General features: G+C 66.5%; 20 protein-coding genes. 14 read left to right on the top strand and 6 right to left on the bottom strand.

Annotated features, from left to right (window positions below; genetic code table 11):
* The first annotated feature begins 3 nt into the window (after positions 1–3).
* The 5 genes from gcvH (at position 4) to lpdA (ending at position 5,957) form a co-directional block, all read left to right on the top strand.
* Positions 4–387 carry a glycine cleavage system protein GcvH gene (gcvH, locus tag NL126_RS07035; RefSeq protein WP_255198215.1) on the top strand — a complete coding sequence of 128 codons (384 nt, stop codon included), beginning with the start codon at positions 4–6 and terminating at the stop codon, positions 385–387.
* A complete protein-coding gene (gene gcvPA, locus NL126_RS07030; RefSeq protein ID WP_255198214.1) occupies positions 387–1,715 on the top strand; it encodes an aminomethyl-transferring glycine dehydrogenase subunit GcvPA in 1,329 nt (442 codons plus the stop codon). Before gcvH ends, gcvPA begins: the two co-directional genes overlap by 1 nt.
* Positions 1,712–3,190 (top strand): aminomethyl-transferring glycine dehydrogenase subunit GcvPB, encoded by a 1,479-nt coding sequence (gene gcvPB / locus NL126_RS07025; protein WP_255198213.1) that lies wholly within the window; start codon positions 1,712–1,714, stop codon positions 3,188–3,190. Before gcvPA ends, gcvPB begins: the two co-directional genes overlap by 4 nt.
* Complete coding sequence (gene glyA, locus NL126_RS07020) at positions 3,187–4,440, top strand: serine hydroxymethyltransferase (RefSeq protein WP_255198212.1); 1,254 nt, start codon at positions 3,187–3,189, stop codon at positions 4,438–4,440. Before gcvPB ends, glyA begins: the two co-directional genes overlap by 4 nt.
* A gap of 92 nt (positions 4,441–4,532) precedes the next feature.
* Entirely contained in the window at positions 4,533–5,957 is a 1,425-nt protein-coding gene (gene lpdA, locus NL126_RS07015; protein ID WP_255198901.1) for a dihydrolipoyl dehydrogenase, read from the top strand.
* Between the two features lie 79 nt (positions 5,958–6,036).
* Here lpdA and NL126_RS07010 read toward each other — a convergent pair whose 3' ends face one another.
* Positions 6,037–6,561, bottom strand: a complete 525-nt coding sequence (locus NL126_RS07010; protein WP_255198211.1) for a hypothetical protein — start codon at positions 6,559–6,561, stop codon at positions 6,037–6,039.
* Positions 6,562–6,677: 116 nt separating this feature from the next.
* Here NL126_RS07010 and pheA point away from each other — a divergent pair, with 116 nt between their 5' ends.
* Positions 6,678–7,484: a prephenate dehydratase gene (pheA, locus tag NL126_RS07005; RefSeq protein WP_255198210.1), complete on the top strand. Its 807-nt coding sequence runs from the start codon at positions 6,678–6,680 to the stop codon at positions 7,482–7,484.
* Positions 7,485–7,567: 83 nt separating this feature from the next.
* On the top strand, positions 7,568–8,146 hold the full coding sequence (locus NL126_RS07000) for a DUF7090 family protein (protein WP_255198209.1): 579 nt from the start codon (positions 7,568–7,570) through the stop codon (positions 8,144–8,146).
* On the opposite strand, the gene NL126_RS06995 is transcribed toward NL126_RS07000, so the two are convergent.
* Both NL126_RS06995 and NL126_RS06990 read right to left on the bottom strand, forming a co-directional pair.
* On the bottom strand, positions 8,143–8,961 hold the full coding sequence (locus NL126_RS06995; RefSeq protein WP_255198208.1) for a DUF7089 family protein: 819 nt from the start codon (positions 8,959–8,961) through the stop codon (positions 8,143–8,145). The genes NL126_RS07000 and NL126_RS06995 overlap by 4 nt on opposite strands.
* A gap of 11 nt (positions 8,962–8,972) precedes the next feature.
* Entirely contained in the window at positions 8,973–9,107 is a 135-nt protein-coding gene (locus NL126_RS06990; RefSeq protein WP_255198207.1) for a hypothetical protein, read from the bottom strand.
* Between the two features lie 31 nt (positions 9,108–9,138).
* On the opposite strand from NL126_RS06990, the gene NL126_RS06985 reads away from it, so the two are divergent.
* Complete coding sequence (locus NL126_RS06985) at positions 9,139–9,567, top strand: RidA family protein (RefSeq protein WP_255198206.1); 429 nt, start codon at positions 9,139–9,141, stop codon at positions 9,565–9,567.
* 44 nt (positions 9,568–9,611) lie between these two features.
* Here the strand turns inward: NL126_RS06985 and NL126_RS06980 are convergent, their stop codons facing one another.
* From NL126_RS06980 to NL126_RS06970, 3 genes are read right to left on the bottom strand one after another with little or no spacing between them, the layout of a single operon-like run.
* Positions 9,612–10,508, bottom strand: coding sequence for an OapC/ArvC family zinc-ribbon domain-containing protein (locus NL126_RS06980; RefSeq protein ID WP_255198205.1), 897 nt, complete (start codon positions 10,506–10,508; stop codon positions 9,612–9,614).
* Positions 10,509–10,556: 48 nt separating this feature from the next.
* Entirely contained in the window at positions 10,557–10,937 is a 381-nt protein-coding gene (locus NL126_RS06975) for a DUF2073 domain-containing protein (protein ID WP_255198204.1), read from the bottom strand.
* 2 nt (positions 10,938–10,939) lie between these two features.
* Positions 10,940–11,581 carry an Era-like GTP-binding protein gene (locus NL126_RS06970; RefSeq protein WP_255198900.1) on the bottom strand — a complete coding sequence of 214 codons (642 nt, stop codon included), beginning with the start codon at positions 11,579–11,581 and terminating at the stop codon, positions 10,940–10,942.
* Between the two features lie 1,527 nt (positions 11,582–13,108).
* On the opposite strand from NL126_RS06970, the gene NL126_RS06965 reads away from it, so the two are divergent.
* The 6 genes from NL126_RS06965 to NL126_RS06940 all read left to right on the top strand — a co-directional run bounded on the left by NL126_RS06965 (position 13,109) and on the right by NL126_RS06940 (position 20,909).
* Positions 13,109–14,845 (top strand): Cdc6/Cdc18 family protein, encoded by a 1,737-nt coding sequence (locus tag NL126_RS06965; protein WP_255198203.1) that lies wholly within the window; start codon positions 13,109–13,111, stop codon positions 14,843–14,845.
* A 530-nt stretch (positions 14,846–15,375) separates the two neighbouring features.
* The gene (locus NL126_RS06960) at positions 15,376–15,798 is read left to right on the top strand and encodes a PPC domain-containing DNA-binding protein (protein ID WP_255198202.1); all 423 of its coding nucleotides are present in this window, start codon (positions 15,376–15,378) and stop codon (positions 15,796–15,798) included.
* Positions 15,799–19,380 carry a DNA polymerase II large subunit gene (locus tag NL126_RS06955; RefSeq protein ID WP_255198201.1) on the top strand — a complete coding sequence of 1,194 codons (3,582 nt, stop codon included), beginning with the start codon at positions 15,799–15,801 and terminating at the stop codon, positions 19,378–19,380.
* A 49-nt stretch (positions 19,381–19,429) separates the two neighbouring features.
* Positions 19,430–19,903 carry a cupin domain-containing protein gene (locus NL126_RS06950; protein WP_255198200.1) on the top strand — a complete coding sequence of 158 codons (474 nt, stop codon included), beginning with the start codon at positions 19,430–19,432 and terminating at the stop codon, positions 19,901–19,903.
* A 30-nt stretch (positions 19,904–19,933) separates the two neighbouring features.
* Positions 19,934–20,401 carry a cupin domain-containing protein gene (locus NL126_RS06945; protein ID WP_255198199.1) on the top strand — a complete coding sequence of 156 codons (468 nt, stop codon included), beginning with the start codon at positions 19,934–19,936 and terminating at the stop codon, positions 20,399–20,401.
* A gap of 28 nt (positions 20,402–20,429) precedes the next feature.
* Complete coding sequence (locus NL126_RS06940; RefSeq protein WP_255198198.1) at positions 20,430–20,909, top strand: cupin domain-containing protein; 480 nt, start codon at positions 20,430–20,432, stop codon at positions 20,907–20,909.
* Positions 20,910–20,930 lie beyond the last annotated feature (21 nt).

The following is a 20,930-nucleotide window of genomic DNA, read 5'->3' as shown; positions in this document are numbered from 1 at the left end:
TACATGTCATTCGACGTTCCAGACGACAGGAGATACACGGAATCGCACGAGTGGGTGACTCTCGAGGGCGACACCGCCCGCATGGGTATCACCGACTTCGCACAGGACGAACTCGGCGACATCGTCTTCGTCGAGCTGCCGGCGGTCGGTGAGACGCTCGACGCGGACGAGGAGTTCGGTATCGTCGAGTCCATCAAGGCGGTCTCTGACCTCTATGCGCCCATCGCGGGCGAGGTGACCGCCGTCAACGACGAGCTGGTGGACGCCCCCGAGCTCGTCAACGACGACCCGTTCGGCGACGGGTGGATGCTCGAACTCGACGCCGACGACCCCGACGCGGTCGACGAACTGCTCTCCCCCGACGAGTACCGGAGTCAGATTCGCTGATGCCGTACGCGACGCATCCACCCGACGACTACGAAGCGATGCTCGACGCGGTCGGCGTGGACGACCCCGACGACCTGTTCGACATCCCCGAACGCGTCCGGTTCGACGACAGCTACGGCATCGACGCCCACTCGGAACCGGAGGCCAGAGCGGCCATCGAGGACCTGCTCGCGGCGAGCGCCGACACGACGGAGTTCCTCGGTGGGGGTCACTTCAGCCACTACGTGCCGAGCGTGGTCGACCACCTCTCGCTCCGCTCGGAGTTCCTCACCTCGTACACGCAGTACCAGCCCGAGATCGCCCAGGGGTTCCTGCAGGCACTCTTCGAGTACCAGTCGATGCTGGTCGAGCTCACAGGGCTAGAAATCGCCAACTGCTCGATGTACGACCGCGCGACGGCGCTGGGCGAGACGGCGTTGCTCGCCGCGCGCGTCCGGCAGGTCGACGGCGACCGGGTCCTGCTGCCCGACACGACCCCCGAACGCCGCCGGTCGGTCGTCGAGAACTACGCCATCGGCGCGGACCTCACCATCGAGACGTACCCGACGACCGAAGGGGCGGTCGACGTCGACGGGCTCGAAGCCACGCTCGACGAGGACGCCCTCCTCGTCGTCGCGAGTTCGCCGACGGCACACGGCGTCATCGAGGAGAACCTCGCCGCGGTCGGTGACCTCGCGGACGACCACGGGGCGCTGTTCTGCGTGGACAGCGACCCGGTGGCGCTGTCGGTGCTCCGCCCCCCGGCGGCCGACGGCGCCGACGTCGTCGTCGGTGACGCCGGCGTGCTCGGCCTCCCGACGACGTACGGGATGGGGCTCGGCCTGTTCGCCTGTCGCGAGGAGTTCCTCCGGCAGGTGCCCGGTCGACTCGTGGGGGTCAGCGAGGACGCAGCGGAGCAGCGTGCGTACACCCTGACGCTTCAGACGCGCGAGCAGCACATCCGGCGGGAGCGCGCCACCTCGAACATCTGTACCAATCAGGCGTGGGTCGCGCTCCGTGCGGCCATCCACGCGGCGTGGCTCGGCCCCGACGGCTTCGTCGACCTCGCGGAGACCTGCACGACAGGTATCACCGACCTGACCGCACGCATCGACGACCTGCCGGGGTATCGGGCGCCGGTCCACGACGCGCACCACTTCCGCGAGGCGCTGGTCGCCACCGAGCGGCCCGCGGCCGACGTGGCGGCCGACCTCCGCGACCACGACGTCGCCGTGGACGTGGTCGAACACGACAGTGAGGCGTATCTCTCGGTGTGCGTCACGGACGTCAACGCCGACGCGACGGGCGCGCTCGTCGACGCGATGGCCGACGTGGGAGGTGCGCGATGAGCCAGCAGGAGGAGACGGCTCGGCCAGACGCCGACACCGTCGAGGCAGACGCCGCACCACCGTACGAACAGGCGCGGTACCGCGACGGCGACCGCTACGAGCCGTTGCTCTCGGAGAAGCGCCAGCAGACGACGACGGTCGAGTCGTCGCTGCCGGACGCCGTGACGCGCGACGAACTGACGCTGCCCGGCCTCCGGGAACCGGAGGTCGCCCGCCACTACACGCGGCTGTCGCAGATGAACTACGGCATCGAGAACGGGCCGTTCCCGCTCGGCTCGTGCACGATGAAGTACAACCCGAAGTTCACCGAGGACGTCGCCGCCCACCCGAAGGCGGCGATCCATCCGCGGCGGGCGGACGCGGACCAGCAGGGCGTGCTGGCACTCATGCACCGCCTGCAGGACGTGCTCGGGCGTATCGGCGGAATGGACGCGGTGACGCTCCAGCCGCCCGCCGGGGCCGCGGGCGAGTTCACCGGGCTGCTCGTGGCGAAGGCGTACCACGAGCACAACGACGACGAGCGGACGGAGGTCGTCGTCCCCGACTCCGCGCACGGCACCAACCCGGCGAGCGCCGCGATGGCCGGCTACGACGTGGTGACGATTCCCTCGGCCGAGGACGGCCGGGTCGACCTGGAGGCGCTGGAAGCTGCCCTGTCCGAGGAGACGGCGGCGCTGATGCTGACGAACCCGAACACGCTCGGGCTGTTCGAGCGCGACATCGAGACCATCGCCGAACTGGTCCACGACGTGGGTGGGCTGCTGTATTACGACGGCGCGAACCTCAACTCGCTGCTCGGAAAGGCCCGTCCCGGCGACATGGGGTTCGACATCATGCACTACAACGTCCACAAGACGTTCGCTACGCCGCACGGTGGTGGCGGCCCCGGACAGGGCCCCATCGGCGTCGTCGACCGGTTGGCGTCGTTCCTGCCGGACCCGCACGTGCGAGAAGGCGACGGCGGCTACGAGCGGTACACGCCCGAGCACAGCGTCGGCCGTGTCCACGAGTTCTCCGGCAACTGGCTGGTGCTCGTGAAGGCGCTCGCGTACATCATCAGACACGGCGACGAGGGGCTGGAGAACGTGAGCGAGACGGCCGTGTTGAACGCGAACTACCTCGCCTCGCAGATCGACTACGAGGTGCCGTTCGGGCCGTTCCACCACGAGTTCGTCGCGAGTGCGGGCGAGCAGGATGCCGCCGACGCGGCGAAGCGGATGCTCGACTACGGCGTCCACCCACCGACGACGAAGTGGCCGGAGCTCGTGAGCGAGGCGCTGATGACCGAGCCGACGGAGACCGAGACGAAGGGCCGGCTCGACGACCTCGCGGTGGCGTTCAACGCCGTCGCGGCCGAGGACGACACGACGCTCGCGGACGCGCCGAACCAGACAGCGGCGAGGCGCATCGACCAGACCGCTGCCGCGCGGAACCCACGGCTCTCCTGGCACGCACTCGGAGGTGACTCGGAGTGAGCGACCTCGCCGAGACGGACCCGGCCGTCGCCGACGCCATCGCGGGTGAGGAGCGCCGTCAGGAGGAGAACCTGGAGATGATCGCCTCCGAGAACCACGTCTCGCCCGCGGTGCTGGAGGCGCAGGGGTCGGTCATGACGAACAAGTACGCCGAGGGCTATCCCGGCGCTCGCTACTACGGTGGCTGCGAGCACGTCGACACCGTCGAACAGCTCGCCATCGACCGCGCGACGGAGCTGTGGAGCGCCGAGCACGTCAACGTCCAGCCCCACTCCGGGACGCAGGCGAACCAGGGCGTCTACTTCGCCGTGCTGGAGCCCGGCGACAAGATCCTCTCGCTCGATTTGACGCACGGCGGGCACCTCAGCCACGGCCACCACGTCAACTTCTCCGGGCAGCTCTACGAGGTCGAACAGTACGAGGTCGACCCCGAGACCGGCTACATCGACTACGACGCGCTGCAGGAGCACGCGGAGGCGTTCGACCCCGACATCATCGTCAGCGGGTCGTCGGCGTACCCCCGCGAGTTCGACTGGGAGCGCGTGCAGGCGGCCGCGGAGGCGGTCGATGCGTACCACCTCGCGGACATCGCGCACATCACCGGGCTGGTGGCGGCGGGCGTCCACTCGTCGCCGGTCGGTATCGCCGACTTCGTGACGGGGTCGACGCACAAGAGCATCCGCGCGGGCCGGGGCGGCATCATCATGACGACCGACGAGCACGCGGAGGCGGTCGACAAGGCCGTCTTCCCCGGCGGCCAGGGCGGCCCCCTCATGCACAACATCGCCGGCAAGGCCGCCGGCTTCGGTGAGGCGCTCGAACCCGAATTCGAGGCGTACGCCGAGCAGGTCGTGGAGAACGCGACGGTGCTCGCGGACGTGCTCCGCGACCGCGGGTTCTCCCTCGTCTCCGGCGGCACCGACAAGCACCTGCTGCTCGTCGACCTCCGGGAGTCACACCCCGACCTGACGGGCGCCGACGCCGAGGACGCGCTCCACGAGGTCGGCATCACCATCAACAAGAACACCGTCCCAGGTGAGACGCGCTCGCCGTTCGTCACCAGCGGCATCCGTGTCGGGACGCCCGCGCTGACGACGCGCGGGTTCGGTGCCGCGGAGATGGAGCGGGTCGGCACCTGCATCGCGGACGTGCTCGACGCGCCCGACGACGACGGCGTCCGGGAGCACGTCGCGAGCGAGGTGGACGACCTCTGTGCGTCGTTCCCGATATACGACGGAGAGTGGCGATGAGCGGTGAGTGGCGATGAGCGGGGCCGTGCCACGACCCTCGACAGCGGCAAATCTTTCACAAGAACTACACCCCCATGGGGGGAAGCGAGGCCATGGTCGTCGGTGACATCGCAACTGGAACGGAGGTACTGGTCATCGGTGCAGGACCGGGTGGCTACGTGGCCGCCATCCGCGCGTCGCAGCTAGGACTCGACACCACGCTCGTCGAGAAGGACGCCTACGGCGGCACCTGCCTGAACCGCGGGTGTATCCCCTCGAAGGCGCTCATCACGGCGACGGACATCGCCCACGAGGCGGGCAACGCCGAGGAGATGGGTATCCACGCCGACCCCGCAGTCGACATGAAGGGGATGCAGTCGTGGAAGAACGGCGTCGTCGACCAGCTGACCGGGGGTGTGGAGAAGCTCTGCAAGGCGAACGGCGTGAACCTCATCGAGGGGCGCGCCGAGTTCGCCGGCAACGACAAGGTCCGTGTCGCGCACGGCGGTGAAGGCCGGGGCTCGGAGTCCATCGAGTACGAGCACGCCGTCGTCGCCACCGGCTCGGTGCCGATGCAGATTCCCAACTTCGCGTTCGACGAGGAGCACGTCCTCTCCTCGAAGGGCGCGCTCGACCTCGACGAGATTCCCGACAGCCTCGTCGTCGTGGGCGCGGGCTACATCGGGATGGAGCTGTCGACCGTCTTCGCGAAGCTCGGGACCGACGTGACCGTCGTGGAGATGCTCGACGACGTGCTGCCCGGCTACGAGGACGACGTGGCCCGCATCGTCCGCAAGCGCGCGGAGGAGCTCGGCGTCGAGTTCCACTTCGGCGAGGGTGCCGCCGACTGGGAACAGGTCGGTGATGGCGTCCGGGTGGCGACCGAGACTGAAGACGGTGAGCGCAGCGAGTACGACGCGGACAAGGTGCTCGTCGCCGTGGGGCGCAAGCCCGTCACGGACACGCTCAATTTGGAGGCAATCGGCCTCGAACCGAATGAGCGCGGTTTCCTCGAGACGGACCACGAGGGCCGCACCGAGGTCGAGAACGTGTTCGCCATCGGCGACGTCGCGGGCGAACCGATGCTCGCACACAAGGGCTCACACGAGGGCGAAGTCGTCGCGGAGGTCATCGCTGGCGAGCCGTCGGCGATGGACTATCAGGCAGTGCCGGCAGCCGTCTTCACCGACCCCGAAATCGCCACCGTGGGGATGACCGAAGCCGAAGCCGAGGAGGCCGGCTTCGACCCCGTCGTCGGCAAGATGCCGATGGGTGCGTCGGGCCGGGCGCTCTCGATGAACGAGACCGACGGCTTCGTCCGCGTCGTCGCCGACGAGGAGACCGGCTTCGTGCTGGGCGGCCAGATCGTCGGGCCGGAGGCCAGCGAGTTGGTTGCGGAGCTGGCGCTCGCCATCGAGCTGGGTGCGACCCTCGAAGACGTAGGGGCGACCATCCACACGCACCCGACGCTCGCGGAGGCGACGATGGAGGCCGTCAAGAACGCCCAGGGCCACGCGATTCACACGCTGAATCGCTAACCCGTACGGACCAGCGACCAGCACGAACTGGTCACCGATTGGACTCGGTTATCCGGTCTCCAGTCTCCGGTCTCCAGTCTCAGTCGTCCGACGATGTGCCCGAAAGTGACGGGTCTGCCGACGGCTCCGACCCCGAGGTCGGTCGTTGGGCGGCCTGTTCCATCGCCGTCCACCGCGCGACGGCGTAGATGACGACGGCGACGAGCGCGGCCCCGCCGAAGGCGTTCGCTAGCCACGTCGATGGGTCGGTGAACGCGCCGGGGGCACCGAGCGCGTTCCAGACGCCCCGGATCGCGTAGACGGAGAGTGCGGCGAGGAGCCACACGCCCGCAGCGAGGCCCGCACGGAGGTTCTCGACGAGGAGAGCGCGTGCGTCGGCCGGAATCGAGCGGCTGGGCGCGCTGTCGGCGAGGACTCGACCTCGAACGACCGCGTACAGTAGCGCCAGCACGAGCGCGATAAGCGCCAGCGACTCCGAGAGTCCGGGCGGGGCGAGCCGTGCGAGAAACCCCCAGCAGACGAGGGCGAGCGCTGCGGGCGCGGTTTCGACGGCGATGCGACGGGAGAGCTCCGGAACCATCCGGATGGAGAGACGGGGAATCACGGACGGATGTTGACGGATGCCGAACAAAAATTCTGGGAGGCACAAGCCCGTTTCAGCTACTGGTTCACTGGTACCCTGCCGGTTCGTTTATCCCGTCCACCTGATTACTCACCCCCATGAAGGTACTCACGCTCGGCCCCGAAGGGACGTACTCCCATCGCGCGGCCCGGGCCGTCGCCGACGAGATCGAGTTCACCGAGTCGGTGACGGGCATCGTCGAGGGCGTCGCAGGCGGCGAGTTCGACCGTGGCGTCGTCCCCATCGAGAACAGCATCGAAGGGTCAGTGACCGAGTCGCTCGACGCGCTCGCGGACCGCAACGTCGCGGTCGTCCGCGAAATCGTCACGCCGATTCGCCACGCGTTGCTCGCGCAACGCGGCGAGTTCGACATCGTCGCGAGCCACGCACAGGCGCTCGCACAGTGTCGCACGTACCTCGAACAGGAGTATCCGCAGGCGAAACTGGAGGCGGTGGCCTCGACCGCTCGCGGGGTCGAGCGCGCTCGCGAGGACCCGACCGTGGCCGCGGTAGGCCACCCCGACACCGCGGGCGAAGAGTTGCAGGTACTCGCCGAGGACATCCAGGACCGGACCTCGAACTCCACGCGGTTCGTCGTCATCGCCCCCGAAACCGAACGGAGCGAGGCGGGCCGAAAAACCTCGTTCGTCGTCTACCCGAACACGAACTATCCGGGGCTGCTGCTCAAGCTGCTGGAGCCGTTCGCCGAGCGCGACATCAACCTCTCGCGCGTGGAGTCCCGGCCGTCGGGCGAACGACTCGGCGACTACGTGTTCCACATCGACGTCGAGGCCGGCCTGTACGAGGATCGCACGAAGGAGGCCATCGCGGACATCGAGGCCATCGCGGAGAACGGCTGGGTCCGCGTGCTGGGCTCGTACGACACCGAGCACGTCCTGTACTAAACCAGGACTCCACCGCGACGTTCACGTTTCCAGGACTCCACCGCGACGTTCACGTTTAAGCCCCCGGCGAACCCACGCCCGGTATGGATTACGCGCTCGACGTCGAGAACGCACCAGATACGATTCCCGGGGGGACAGGTGTTCTGCTCATCCACCCGAGCACCGGCGAAACCGACCGCATCGACACCGACTTCCTGAAGACCGACACCGAACACCGGCTCGTCATCTCGACGCGGACGACGGCCCGAGAGGTCCAGCAGAAACTCGAGTACTACGGCGTCGACCAGGAGACGACGACGATTCTGGACACGCTCTCGGTCGAACGCGGCTACTCGCGGCGCCGCTCCGACTCCGTCTACTACGTCTCCTCGCCGGACGACCTCGCGGGCATCGTCCGGAAGACCCGCGAGTTCCTCGAGAACCACGACGGCAAACTCCGCGTGTCGCTCGACTCCATCACGGAGATGGCGTACTACGCGAACGAGGAACGAGCACGAGGCGCCGTCGAGGACATGCTGGCGCTCCTGAAGCAGCACGACGCCGTAGGGCTGTTCCATCTCGCCGAGGAGGTCCACGACCCCGAGGTCGTCGCCGACTACCGCGAACTGTTCGACGGCGTCATCGAGCTCTCACCGGACGGCACCGTCAGCGCGGAGTTCTAAGCCAGTTTCTCGAACGTCTTCTCCGCCCACCTGACCGCGTACGTCGGGCCGTGGTGGCGGTACGCCTCGGTGTCGAGCGCCGCGAACGGCGCCGGGAGCTCCAGGTCGTGTTTGATTGCCGAGCAGGCGTACTCCGCCGCCTCGGCGAAGCCCGTCTCCCCGCGCGCGACCGCGCTCGGGAGTTCCGTGAGCCGGGGCTCGAGCCGCTCGCCGGCGTCGACCCACTGGTCGTAGAGCGCAGGGTGGTCGCCGGCCCACTCGACGAACACCTCGCGCGTGTGGAGACCGATGTAGGCCTCGAACAGTGCGTACGCGAGCTGGTAGGTGTCCGCGGGCGACAGCGGCGTGGCCGCGGCGAGGGCTGGATACTGCTCGCCGAAGAACCCGAGGAAGTGCTCGGGGAGGGGATGATCTGGGCCGTCGGGCGAGTCGGGGTCGGAGGCCTCGAGCCCGACCTGCACGAGTGCCTCGGCGACGAGGAAGTCGATGAATGCGGGCGGTGAGCCCTGGAGCCGCGGTTTGACGAACACCGTCGGTGGTGTGGTCTGGCGGGTCCACGCGACCCCGCCGTCACCCGGCGCACCGATGGTGAACTCGTCGGAGGCGAGCCGCGAGAGGAGTTCCGGGGCGTCGGCAGGCACCCACTCCGCGGGGTACGAGAGGGGATCGAGTCTGTCGACGAGCAGCCCGAGGGTCTCTGCGACGGCGGGGTCGAGCGTCTCGAAGTCGCGCTCGACGTCGAGGACGAGCGTCTCCGGAGCGTAGGCGTTGCGGACCCCCTCGAGTTCCGTCGAGAGGTCCCGGTGGGAGAACATCGGCGGCTGGGTCACAGTGCGAGCGCGAGGATGATGACGACGGCGAACAGACCGGCGACACCGACCGTCCCGAGCACGACCTTGGTGGCTTCGCTCATGGGCGTGTGTTCCGAGGGAACCCGTTTAAACCCTTCAATTCGCGGCAAGCGCTTTGGGTCCGGACGTGTCTTGGGGCGTATGGAACGACGACACGTCACGTCGGGTACCGAGTGGGAGCCGCGGGTCGGCTACTCGCGAGCGGTGCGGGTGGGTGCTGGCGGTGACGGCGACCGCGTGCTGGTCGCGGGGACGACCGCGACCGACGACGACGGAGCAGTGGTCGCACCCGGCGACCCCGAACAGCAGACCCGGCGGGCGCTGGAGAACGTGGCGGCTGCACTCGAAGCGGCGGGGTCGTGTATCGAGGACGTGGTCCGGACGCGAGTGTTCGTCACCGATATCGACGACTGGGAACTCGTTGGCGAGGTGCACGGCGAGTTCTTCGGGGAGGTTCGGCCCGCCTCGTCGATGATAGCGGTGTCGGGGCTCGTCGACCCGGCGATGGTCGTGGAGATAGAAGCCGAGGCCGTGGTCGGGAGCGGTAGGAGCGGCGGGGGCGAAGCCTGAGTATTGTGGAGCCGAGGTTTGCGGAACCGAGGTCAGACTACTGACTACTCGCCCGGGCGGTCGCCCATCCAGTTCTCGGGGACCTGGATGACGTAGCGGCCGTTCTCCTGGAGCGCGATGATGTACTCCTCGCGGTCGTACAGCTCCATCAGGTTGAGTTCGTACTGTCCGGGTTCGAGGATCTTGATGGACTCGAACTGGTCGTTGAGCTGTTCGCGGAGTTCCGAGAGGTCGGGCTGCTCGCCCGTCGGTTCCGAGACGACGCGACCGTCCGTGTCGTCGGGGGCGCCCGCCGGGCCGTCGCGGTCCACCGTCGACTCGGCGGCTTCGAGATCACCGGCCGTGTCCGCGGCGCTCTCTCCAGCGGTATCTGCGGCGGCGTCTTTGGCGGCGTCCTCGGTGGCTGCGGCGACCTCGGCGTCGGTGGCAACGCCCGAGCGAGCGTCCGACTGTGCGAAGTCCTCGGCGTCGTCGATACCCTCGCGAGTGGCCCGCGCGTCGGCGTCGATGATGCCGTCCTCGGTCTCGATCTGCGACTCGGCGGTGTCGTCCTCGCCGTCCTCCTGAAACCCACCCTTCCGAATGGGGTCGGCGGCGTCCGAGGAGTCCGGCCACGGCGCGTTCGGGTCGGGGTCGCCGGCGTCGGCGTCCACCGACCCGGCGTCGTCGCGAGCCGTCACAGTGTCCGCTGCGGGGTCCGGGTCCTTCGAGACGAAGTCGCGGACCTTGGTTGCGGCACGGCCGACCGTCGAAGCCGCACCCGAAGGGTCGGGGCTGGGCTCGGGGGCGGCCTCGTCAGCGTCCGCGGGCGGCTCGTCCGGGACCTCCGTCCCCGGCGGGTAGAACTGGAACTTGTTGCCGCCGCAATCGGGGCAGCCGCCGAGCATGTCCTTCGACCCGTCGGCGAACGTGTGCCCGCAAGTGGTACACTGGTGTGGCATTGCTGTGGTGTGTCTGGGGTGTTGCTGGGTTGGGTGTTGGAGTTGAGATTACTGCTTGTGGATGAGCGTACTGATGAGGTTCTCGTCCTTGTGGAGCGTCTCGATGCGGTTCGCCGGGCCGATGACCGTGAGCTTGCTCTTGCTGTTCTTGCCCATCAGCTTCCCGAACAGCCCGGTGTCACCGCTACCGGTGGGATAGGTCTCGATCTCGATGCCGGTGAAGCCGTCGGGTGAGATCTCGCTCATCGTCACCTCGATGAGCTTCGACTCTTCCTGGGGGTCGAGCCCCTGTTCGAGGATGACGATGTTCCCGTCGTGGACGCCGTCGAGGATGAGCCGAATCTTCTCCATCGTCCGGAGGCCGTCCATCCGCTCGGCGCTGATCATGTCGACCTGCACACCGTCGTCCGGGTGTTGTGCTTCGGGCATGGTCACCCGAAGTACTCCGATATCTTGTCGTACACTTCGTCCATGTTGTCCCCTTCGAGTGCGGAGAGTGGAATCGTCTCGTGTTGCGGGAACGCATTGCGGATGCGCTGGACGGACGACTCTTCGAGGTCCGTCTTGTTGGCGAGAATCAGGACCGGAAGGTCCTGTGACTCAATGATGCCGATGAGCATCGTGTTCACCTGCGTGAACGGGTCCGTCGACGAGTCGAGGACGTAGATGACGCCGTCGACGTCCTCGCGGAGCCAGTGCATGGCTTCGGCGACGCCCTCGGTGGCCTCGCGGGAGCGACGGACGGCGTCGTCCTTGTCGATGTCGTGTTCGAGGAACTCCGTGTAGTCCACCTTCGTCGTGACACCCGGCGTGTCGACGATGTCGATGGTGACGGACTTCCCGTTCCGCTTGATTTCCACGTTCTCCTTGCGCCGAGCTCGGCGCGTTTCGTGAGGCACGTGGCTCTCTGGACCGATGGCGTCACCGGTCCAGTCGCGGGCGATACGGTTCGCGAGCGTCGTCTTCCCGGCGTTCGGGGGGCCATAGATTCCGATCCGCTTCGGATCCGAGTCCTGGAACAGGGTCGACGTCACCCGAGATATACTTGACCTGAGATCTGTAAGCAGTCCCATCCTTTCCTCCCACGGCCCTGACTTCGGGTGGAAATCGGGCCGCTCTGCACGTAGTACCATACCGCATTCACTTAACTCTGCGTCAGACACGTATCCAGCTTCGGACAGGTGTCAGACCGACGTTCCGGGTCTCCTCGGACTGACGCCGCCGGTTGAACGAGGGTATCTCGGTCAGCGTCCAGTTCGAGTCGAGCAGCGTCCGAGTACCAATGGTGGATTGCGCTCACGCACGAGCGCGCCCGCTAGCCGAGACGGGCTGAAAGTCGAGGAGAGCCGAGCGCCTCAGAGCAGCATCTGTGTCGGGAGCTGTGGCCATAGAGATGCTGTGTGTAGAGGTTTGGAGTCCAGTCGGGAAAGAAGAATGGACTGGAGGTAGATGGGTCAGGAGAGCGAGAGCGAGATGGGAGGAAACGCGGATCAAGAACGGGCACCGGGAGAACACCCTCCGAGAGAACGACTCCTGACACTCCGAGAGAACGACTCCTGACACTCCGAGAGAACGACTCCTGGTACATCGGTCGATTGGAGTTCAGCGGGTTCCAGGGAGTCCTCAAAGCTCGACACACCAAGACGGGAGTTGTACGGGAAATCGTGGAGGTCGCGTCGTGCCAGTCGTGGCAGCGTCCTCGGAGTAGTCGCTCGCTGTCGATGTAGGTGTGATGTGGGGGCGATGGGGACAAGCTGCTCGGAGCGGTGGGTGATATCGATCCCCATCGGGAACCCCCACCCCTTCGTTTCAGGTGGAACATCACGACCCCCTGGGAGATGACACGGGACGACGATTGGGGAGACGACCACGAAACACCACCTAGAGGGCCTCTACACGCCGTCTCGTCGATTCTCTCTAGCTAGACACCACTCCAACCCACCACTAACTCGCTTGTTTCTAGTACGGATTTGGTTACTGTGAGTGTGACTTAGGTGTTTTGGTCTGCTAGCCCTAGTTCGACCCGAGACTGACCCCCTCCCCACCCTTGACCGCCGTTCCACCTGAAACGAAGGGGTGGGGGTGTCCCAACTTCCCGACACCCTCCCGCCCAGCTCACCGAAAACCGCACGACGGTGCCCCCGCCTCGGCCACTCATCATCTAGCATCGAACGATCAATACTAGTTGTTCTAGGATCCCTCTAGCACCTCGGTTTCACCTCTAGTACTGGTCGGGAACTCCCGGGCTCTGACCCTCGAGCGCCCTCGAATCGCTACCACCACTTCGGTGCCATACCCCTCTGTTTCCACTCTAGCAGGGTGGCCGCTCGTAGAATCGCCGCTGAAATCGGCTCTAGCTGGTGTCTCGTGCGTGTGGATCGTCTTCCACTTGTAGCGGTCCTTCGCTCGGCTCGAACCGTGACTCGGACGCCGGTTCGTCGTCATCACCGTAATGTTTAATACCCTTTCAACCACCGGTTCGTCTGCATCAACTGGACGCAGCGAGACTGCAAATCAACCGACAGCGGGATTCTACCCTGAACTCTCACCCGACTCCGGGCTTGCGCACCTCGCTTCCACCTGAAACAAGGGGGTCTACCATGAGCGATTCGAACGACGAGGACACATCGGACACCAACGAGACTGGCGGACAGACCGGTGAACAGCACGGGAAACGCCCCGAGAACGCCACCGACGGGGAAACCGACGATGCGGACGTCAGTACTGCGAACGCCGGTGCAGATGTCGACGCAGACGTCGACGCAGACGCCGAGCCGGACGTCAGTTCGGACGGCGTCTCGTATCTGGACGACGACGGGCTCGACCGGGCTCGAAGCGACGGCGATGGGCCCACAGAGGCTACCGACGGAGCGGTCGACCTCGACGACATCGTCCTCGACGAACTCGCCGAGGAGGGCGACGACCCGGACGAGGCCTCGCGTGGCCTGTTCGACGACCTGCTCGAGGGGGAGCCCATCTTCGAGAACAAGGAGGTGCTTCGCCCCTCCTACACCCCACACAAGCTCCCCCACCGCGAGGAGCAGATCAACAACATGGCGACCATTCTCGTCACCGCGCTCCGTGGCGAGACGCCCTCGAACATCCTCATCTACGGCAAGACCGGGACGGGAAAGACCGCGTCCGCGAAGTTCGTCAGCGAGGAACTCGAGACGACCTCCCAGAAGTACGAGGTGCCCTGCGAGGTCGAGTACATCAACTGCGAGGTGACTGACACGCAGTACCGTGTGCTCGCGCAGCTCGCGAACAAGTTCATCGAGAAGAACGAGCAGGTCATCGACGAGAAGCTGACCCGGCTCGCCGATCTCCACGAGCGCGCGACGGACGACGACACCGACACCGCTGCGGTCCTCGACGACACCGAGTTCGAGTCCGTCGACGCTGTCGAGGAGCGGGTCGAACAGCTCGAACGCGACCGCGAGAGCTTCGAGCCCGCCCCCATGACAGGGTGGCCGACCGACCGCGTCTACTCCACGTTCTTCGACGCCGTGGACTACCACGAGCGCGTGGTCGTCATCATGCTCGACGAGATCGACAAACTCGTCGAGAAATCGGGCGACGACACGCTGTACAACCTCTCGCGGATGAACTCCGAACTCGAGAACTCCCGCGTCTCAATCATGGGCATCTCGAACGACCTGAAGTTCACCGACTTCCTCGACCCCCGCGTCAAGTCGAGCCTCGGCGAGGAGGAGATCGTCTTCCCGCCGTACGACGCGACCCAGCTCCGCGACATCCTCCAGCAGCGTTCGGAGGTCGCGTTCAAGGACCAGGGTGAGACGCTCGACGACGAGGTGATTCCGCTGTGTGCGGCGTTCGCCGCGCAGGAACACGGTGACGCGCGCCGTGCGCTCGACCTGCTTCGCACCGCGGGCGAACTCGCCGAGCGTGACCGCACCGACCGGGTCAACGAGAAACACGTGCGGAAGGCACAGGAGAAGATCGAACTCGACCGCGTCGTCGAGGTCGTCCGCACCCTCCCCACCCAGTCCAAGCTCGTCCTCTACGCCACGATCCTGCTGGAGAAGAACGGCGTCCACAACATCAACACCGGCGAGGTGTTCAACATCTACAAGCGGCTCTGTCAGGAGATCGACGCCGACGTGCTCACACAGCGCCGCGTCACCGACCTCATCTCCGAACTCGACATGCTCGGCATCGTCAACGCCGTCGTCGTCTCGAAGGGCCGGTACGGCCGCACCAAGGAGATCTCACTCTCGGTCCCCATCGACGAGACCGAGGCCGTCCTGCTCTCGGACTCCAGAATCGGCGAAGTCGAGGACGCCCAGCCGTTCGTGCAGGCGCGGTTCGATAACTAAATCGCACTTTTTGCGCGGCGGGCTTCGCGCGCTTTCGGCGCGCTCAGCCCACCGCGCAAAAACTTGCGGAAAAATAGCGCCTGCTCCCCTCGTCGCTCGCTGCGCTCGCTCCTCACGTCCGCGGGCGTCCTCGGAAATCGAAGATTTCCGATTGGCTCACGAGAGCAGAGCTCTCGTGAACGCTACGGAACCTCGCTTCGCTCGGTTCCGAGAACCGCGTCGCTCCCTTCGGTCGCTCGTGGATGCTTCGTCTACCACACGCCTCCCCAGCCGATTCGCGCCCTCACTGCGTTCGGTCGCTCATCCCTCGTGCGCTATTGGCTCGCGGCGAGGTCTCACTACGTTCGACCTCCCACGACTCGCCAGCGCACGCCAAACATGTGGGTTCGACTTTATTGAAGCAAACCTCGCCGTTCGACCACGCTCGACCCCAAAATCGACACACTGTGACACTCTCTGACCCCTTCGTTTCTACTGGAGATTGGCTGTCTCACGGTAGGTTTTAGTCGCCAGCCGAACAGGCTCCTGCTATGGATTATCGCGAGGTCGAGGGGGGTCGCGAGTTCGTCGCGCGACTGGACCACGGGCGCGACTGGCGCGAGCAGATCGAGGCGTTCGCCGCCGACGAGGGTATCGACGCCGCCTTCTTCTTCGGCCTCGGCGCGGTGCAGGACGCCGAGATTTACTTCTACGACCAGCAGGAGCAGGAGTACTACCCCGTCGCGTTCGACGAGCCGTTCGAGGTCGCCGCCTGCGTCGGGAACATCTCGCATCTCGAGGGCGAACCGTTCGCGCACACCCACGCCGTCCTCTCCCGCGAGGACGGCTCGACCGTCGCCGGCCACCTCAACCGCGCGACCACGTTCGCTGGCGAACTGTACGTCCGCGAGTTCGACACCCACCTCGAACGCGCACACGACGAGACGACCGACCTCGACCTCTGGCCCCTATAGATGCGCCGCGAGGACGAACAGTACTTCGAACGACTCGAAGCCCGACTCGACCAGGCGTTCGAGGTCGCCGAGGAGGCCAAATCGAGAGGCGGCGACCCCAAACCCGAGGTCGAGATTCCGGTCGCGAAGGACATGGCCGACCGAGTCGAGAACATCCTCGGCATCGAGGGGGTCGCCGAGCGCGTCCGCGAACTCGAAGGCGAGATGTCCCGCGAGGAGGCCGCCCTCGAACTCGTCACCGACTTCGTCGAGGGGAACGTCGGTGACTACGACACCCGCGAGGGGAAGGTCGAGGGCGCGGTCAGAACTGCGGTCGCCCTCCTGACCGAGGGGGTCGTCGCCGCGCCCATCGAGGGTATCGACCGCGTCGAACTCCTGGAGAACGACGACGGCACGGAGTTCGTCAACGTCTACTACGCCGGCCCGATTCGGTCGGCGGGCGGGACCGCACAGGCGCTCTCGGTGCTCGTGGCGGACTACGCTCGCTCGCTGCTCGGCATCGAGGAGTTCACCCCCCGGACCGAGGAGGTCGAGCGCTACGCCGAGGAGATCGCGCTGTACGACAAGGAGACGGGCCTCCAGTACACGCCGAAGGACAAGGAGACGAAGTTCATCGCGAAGCACATGCCCATCATGCTGGACGGGGAGGCCACCGGCGACGAGGAGGTCTCGGGCTTCCGCGACCTCGAGCGCGTCGACACCAACTCCGCCCGCGGTGGGATGTGTCTCGTCCTCGCGGAGGGTATCGCCCTCAAAGCGCCGAAGATCCAGCGGTACACCCGCCAGCTCGACGAGGTCGACTGGCCGTGGCTGCAGGACCTCATCGACGGCACGTACTACGACGACGCCGCGGACGACGAGGGGGACGACACTGCGGACGCCGCGGATGACGCGGATGCGGACGACGGCGAGGAGACCGACGGTGAGGAGGCCGACGCCACCGAACCCGACGGGCCACCGCGAGCCGACCCCGCCACCAAGTTCCTGCGTGACCTCATCGCCGGCCGCCCCGTCTTCGGCCACCCTTCCGAGCCTGGGGGGTTCCGCCTGCGCTACGGCCGCGCCCGCAACCACGGCTTCGCGACCGCGGGCGTCCACCCCGCGACGATGCACCTGGTCGACGACTTTCTCGCCACCGGGACGCAGATCAAGACCGAGCGCCCCGGGAAGGCCGGTGGCGTAGTCCCCGTCGACTCCATCGAGGGCCCCACGGTCAAACTCGCGAACGGGGACGTCCGCCGCATCGACGACCCGGAGGAGGCGCTCGAAGTCCGCAACGGCGTCGTCAAGATCCTCGATTTGGGCGAATATCTCGTCAACTACGGTGAGTTCGTCGAGAACAATCACCCGCTCGTCCCGGCCTCCTACACCGTCGAGTGGTGGGAGCAGGACCTCGACCACGCCGGCGCTGACATCCAGGCGCTCGACGACGACCCGAACGTCGACCTCGCCCATCCCGACGCGGGCCAGGCGCTCTCCTGGGCCAGGGAGTACGACGCCCCCCTGCATCCCACCTACACCTACCTCTGGCACGACCTCTCCGTCGAGGCGTTCGAGACGCTCGCCGACGCAGTCGAAACGGGGGGCCGATTCGCCGAAGCCGACGGGGCGAGTCTCGAAGCACCCCCCGCTGCGGGAAGCGACCGAACCCTCGTCCTCCCGCGTTCGGATGCGGTCACCGACGCCCTCGAGACGCTCATCGTCCCCCACTCGCAGGGCGAGGAGACGGTCACGATTCCCGACGCACTGCCGTTCGTCGAGAGTCTGGGCTTCACCGCCGAACTCGAACGCACCTGGACCGCCGAGTCGCTCTCCGCCCGTGCCCGCAACTGGGCCGACGGCGAGAACAGCCACGAAGCGGTCAACGAAGTCGCCCCATTCTCACTGCAGGAGCGTGCGCCCACCCGCATCGGCAACCGGATGGGTCGCCCCGAAAAAAGCGAGAGCCGCGATCTCTCGCCGGCGGTGCACACGCTGTTCCCCATCGGCGAAGCAGGTGGGAGCCAGCGTGACGTCGCCGCGGCCGCCAGCCAGCGCGACATCACGGGTAAGCCGGGCGAGGTCGAGGTCGAGGTCGGTCGCCGCGAGTGTACCGAGTGCGGTGAACGCACCTTCCGCGCGCGCTGTCCGGAGTGTAACGGGCACACCGACCCGCACTACGAGTGTCGCGACTGCGAAATCGAGGTCGAACCCGACGAGTCGGGTCGCGCGGAGTGTCCCCGCTGTGGCCAGCTTGCCCGCACGACCGAAGTCCGGACCATCGACGTGGGCACGGAGTACCGCGAGTCGATGGCCAGCATCGGCGAGCGCCCCGGCACCTTCGACATGCTGAAAGGCGTGAAGGGGTTGATGTCGACGCACAAGGTCCCCGAGCCGATGGAGAAGGGGGTGCTGCGCTCGAAGAACGGCGTCACCGCGTTCAAGGACGGCACGGTCCGCTACGACATGACCGACCTCCCGGTCACGTCGGTCCGGGCCTCCGAACTCGACATCGAGGTGGGCCAGCTCCGCAACCTCGGCTACACCGAGGACATGGACGGTGAACCCCTGCGCCACGACGACCAGCTGGTCGAACTCCGCGTGCAGGACATCGTCCTCTCGGACGGCGCGGCGGAACACATGCTCAAGACCGCCGACTACGTCGACGACCTGCTCGAACAGTACTACGGCCTCGACCCGTTCTACGAGGTCGAGGAACGACAGGACCTCGTCGGCGAACTCGTCTTCGGGATGGCACCGCACACCTCTGCGGCAGTCGTCGGACGAGTGATTGGGTTCACGTCGGCGGCGGTCGGATACGCACATCCGTACTTTCACGCCGCGAAACGCCGGAACTGTGACGGCGACGAGGACTGTGTAATGCTCCTCATGGACGGTCTTCTCAACTTCTCGAAAGATTTCCTCCCAGACAAGCGCGGTGGTCAGATGGACGCGCCGCTGGTCATGTCCTCGCGTATCGACCCCAGCGAGATCGACGACGAGGCGCACAACATGGACATCGTCGACCAGTACCCGCGGGAGTTCTATGAGGCCACCCGCGAGATGGCCGACCCCGAGGACGTCGACGTGAAGATCGCCGAGGAGAACCTCGGCACCGACCGCGAGTACACCGAATTCAGACACACCCACGACACCTCGAACATCGCGCTCGGCCCGGACCTCTCGGCGTACAAGACGCTCGGGTCGATGATGGACAAGATGGACGCGCAGCTCGCACTCGCCCGGAAGCTCCGCGCAGTCGACGAGACCGACGTGGCCGAGCGGGTCATCGAGTATCACTTCCTCCCGGACCTCATCGGGAACCTCCGCGCCTTCTCGCGACAGGAGACCAGATGCCTGGACTGCGGCGAGAAGTATCGCAGAATGCCCCTCACGGGCGAGTGCCGGGAGTGCGGTGGTCGCGTGAACCTCACGGTGCATCAGGGCTCCGTGAACAAGTACATGGACGTGGCCATCCGCGTCGCCGAGGAGTTCGGCTGCCGCGAGTACACGAAACAGCGGCTCGAGATCCTCGACAAGTCGCTCGAATCCGTGTTCGAGAACGACAAGAACAAGCAGGGAAGCATCTCGGACTTCATGTAGTATCTCCCCTCGGGACTACACCTAACTCGGACCCCTTCGTTTCCACTCCATGGTCAACGAGGCCGACCTGGAGTGGACCGAGCACGAGGGCGAGCACACCGCGTATCGCCGCAAGAAACTCGCCGCGGCGGCCGGTGGTGAGCAACTCGGCGCGTCGCTGTACGAACTCGACCCCGGTGAGAAGCCGTGGCCGCTGCACTACCACACCGGCAACGAGGAGGCCGTCTACGTCCTCGCAGGCGAAGGCACCCTCCGCCGCGGCGAGAACCACGAGGACGTACCGCTCGAACCCGGTGAGTACGTCGCCTGCCGGGCCGACGAATCGGGTGCGCATCAGGTCGTCAACACCGGCGACGAGACCCTGCGGTATCTCATGGTCTCGACGATGAACGAGCCGGACGTGATGGTCTACCCAGACGACGACGGCATCGGCGTGTTCGCGGGCGCCCCACCCGGCGGCGAGGGCGAGCGCACGGTCTCGGGATTCTGGAATCGGCGCGACGCGGTCGAGTACTGGGACTAGGCTTAACACCCGACCCTCCCTCCTCCCGATATGGACAAAGTCGACATCGCGGACCTGGACTCGTGGATGGGGCCGGCCGACGTGAAGCGTCCCGTCGGGAAGGCACTCGGCCTCGAAGACGCGGCGGCGAACTACTACGAACTCGCGCCGGGCGAGTCGTTCGCCTTCGGCTACCACAAACACGAGAACCAGGAGGAGGTGTTCTACATCCTCGACGGCGAGGCGACGTTCGAGACCGAGGCGGGCGACGTGTCGGTCGCCGCGGGCGAACTCATCCGGTTCGAGCCCGGCGAATGGCAGCAGGGATGGAACCGCGGCGCCACGCGAGTCAAGGCGCTCGCCATCGGCGCGCCACAGGATTCGGGCGAGACGACGATCCTACGCGACTGCGAGAACTGCGGCGGGCGCACCGAGCAGCGGATCGAGGCGACGGAGGAGGGCGACGAACTCGTCACGCTCTGTCTCGACTGCGACGCCATCACCGGCCGGTTCGACTGATGTGCGCCGCCCTGACGGGGATGTAACGGTGCGAACCGTCGCCATCGACGCGGTGCCGAACTACGGCGACTACTGTGCGGCGGCGAAGGTGCTGACATCGGCGCTCGACACGGAACACCTCGCGCTCAACTACTTCGAACTCGCACCGGGCGAGACACCCTCTAGAGGGCCGCACGCCCACTTCGACCAGTCGGAGACGTTCGTCGTCCTCGTGGGCGCGGTCACGTTCGAGGTGGGTGACCCGCGCGAGACCGAGCCAGAATCGGTCGTCGTCACCGAGGGTGAGGCGGTGCGGTTCGAGCCGGGCGAGTACCAGCAGGCGTGGAACCGCGGCGACGAGTCGGCGACGCTGCTCGCGCTCGGCGTCCCCCGCGACTCCGAGGACGTCGACCTGCTCCGTGCCTGTCCCGGCTGTGACGCGCTCACCACACAGCAGTTCGAGCAGGAGGGGGACGTTCTTCTGACGGTCTGTGTCGACTGTGGCACGGAGACGGGTCGGTTCGAGTGAGTCGGGCCGACCGAGAGGGAA

This window comes from Halorarius litoreus, assembly GCF_024362405.1.
Lineage (GTDB): Archaea > Halobacteriota > Halobacteria > Halobacteriales > Haloarculaceae > Halorarius > Halorarius litoreus.
The sequence above is the reverse complement of the archived record's forward strand: the minus strand, read 5'-3'. Positions and strand labels throughout refer to the sequence as shown.

Bases quoted from the DNA above. Each gene is read 5' to 3' on its own strand.
- pheA (WP_255198210.1), top strand. From the start codon at position 6,678: ATGAAGGTACTCACGCTCGGCCCCGAAGGGACGTACTCCCATCGCGCG.
- lpdA (WP_255198901.1), top strand. From the start codon at position 4,533: ATGGTCGTCGGTGACATCGCAACTGGAACGGAGGTACTGGTCATCGGT.
- NL126_RS06970 (WP_255198900.1), bottom strand. From the start codon at position 11,581: ATGGGACTGCTTACAGATCTCAGGTCAAGTATATCTCGGGTGACGTCG.
- NL126_RS06955 (WP_255198201.1), top strand. From the start codon at position 15,799: ATGCGCCGCGAGGACGAACAGTACTTCGAACGACTCGAAGCCCGACTC.
- NL126_RS06945 (WP_255198199.1), top strand. From the start codon at position 19,934: ATGGACAAAGTCGACATCGCGGACCTGGACTCGTGGATGGGGCCGGCC.
- gcvPB (WP_255198213.1), top strand. From the start codon at position 1,712: ATGAGCCAGCAGGAGGAGACGGCTCGGCCAGACGCCGACACCGTCGAG.
- NL126_RS06975 (WP_255198204.1), bottom strand. From the start codon at position 10,937: ATGCCCGAAGCACAACACCCGGACGACGGTGTGCAGGTCGACATGATC.
- NL126_RS06960 (WP_255198202.1), top strand. From the start codon at position 15,376: ATGGATTATCGCGAGGTCGAGGGGGGTCGCGAGTTCGTCGCGCGACTG.
- NL126_RS06995 (WP_255198208.1), bottom strand. From the start codon at position 8,961: ATGTTCTCCCACCGGGACCTCTCGACGGAACTCGAGGGGGTCCGCAAC.
- NL126_RS06965 (WP_255198203.1), top strand. From the start codon at position 13,109: ATGAGCGATTCGAACGACGAGGACACATCGGACACCAACGAGACTGGC.
- NL126_RS06985 (WP_255198206.1), top strand. From the start codon at position 9,139: ATGGAACGACGACACGTCACGTCGGGTACCGAGTGGGAGCCGCGGGTC.
- NL126_RS07000 (WP_255198209.1), top strand. From the start codon at position 7,568: ATGGATTACGCGCTCGACGTCGAGAACGCACCAGATACGATTCCCGGG.
- gcvH (WP_255198215.1), top strand. From the start codon at position 4: ATGTCATTCGACGTTCCAGACGACAGGAGATACACGGAATCGCACGAG.
- gcvPA (WP_255198214.1), top strand. From the start codon at position 387: ATGCCGTACGCGACGCATCCACCCGACGACTACGAAGCGATGCTCGAC.
- NL126_RS06950 (WP_255198200.1), top strand. From the start codon at position 19,430: ATGGTCAACGAGGCCGACCTGGAGTGGACCGAGCACGAGGGCGAGCAC.
- NL126_RS06980 (WP_255198205.1), bottom strand. From the start codon at position 10,508: ATGCCACACCAGTGTACCACTTGCGGGCACACGTTCGCCGACGGGTCG.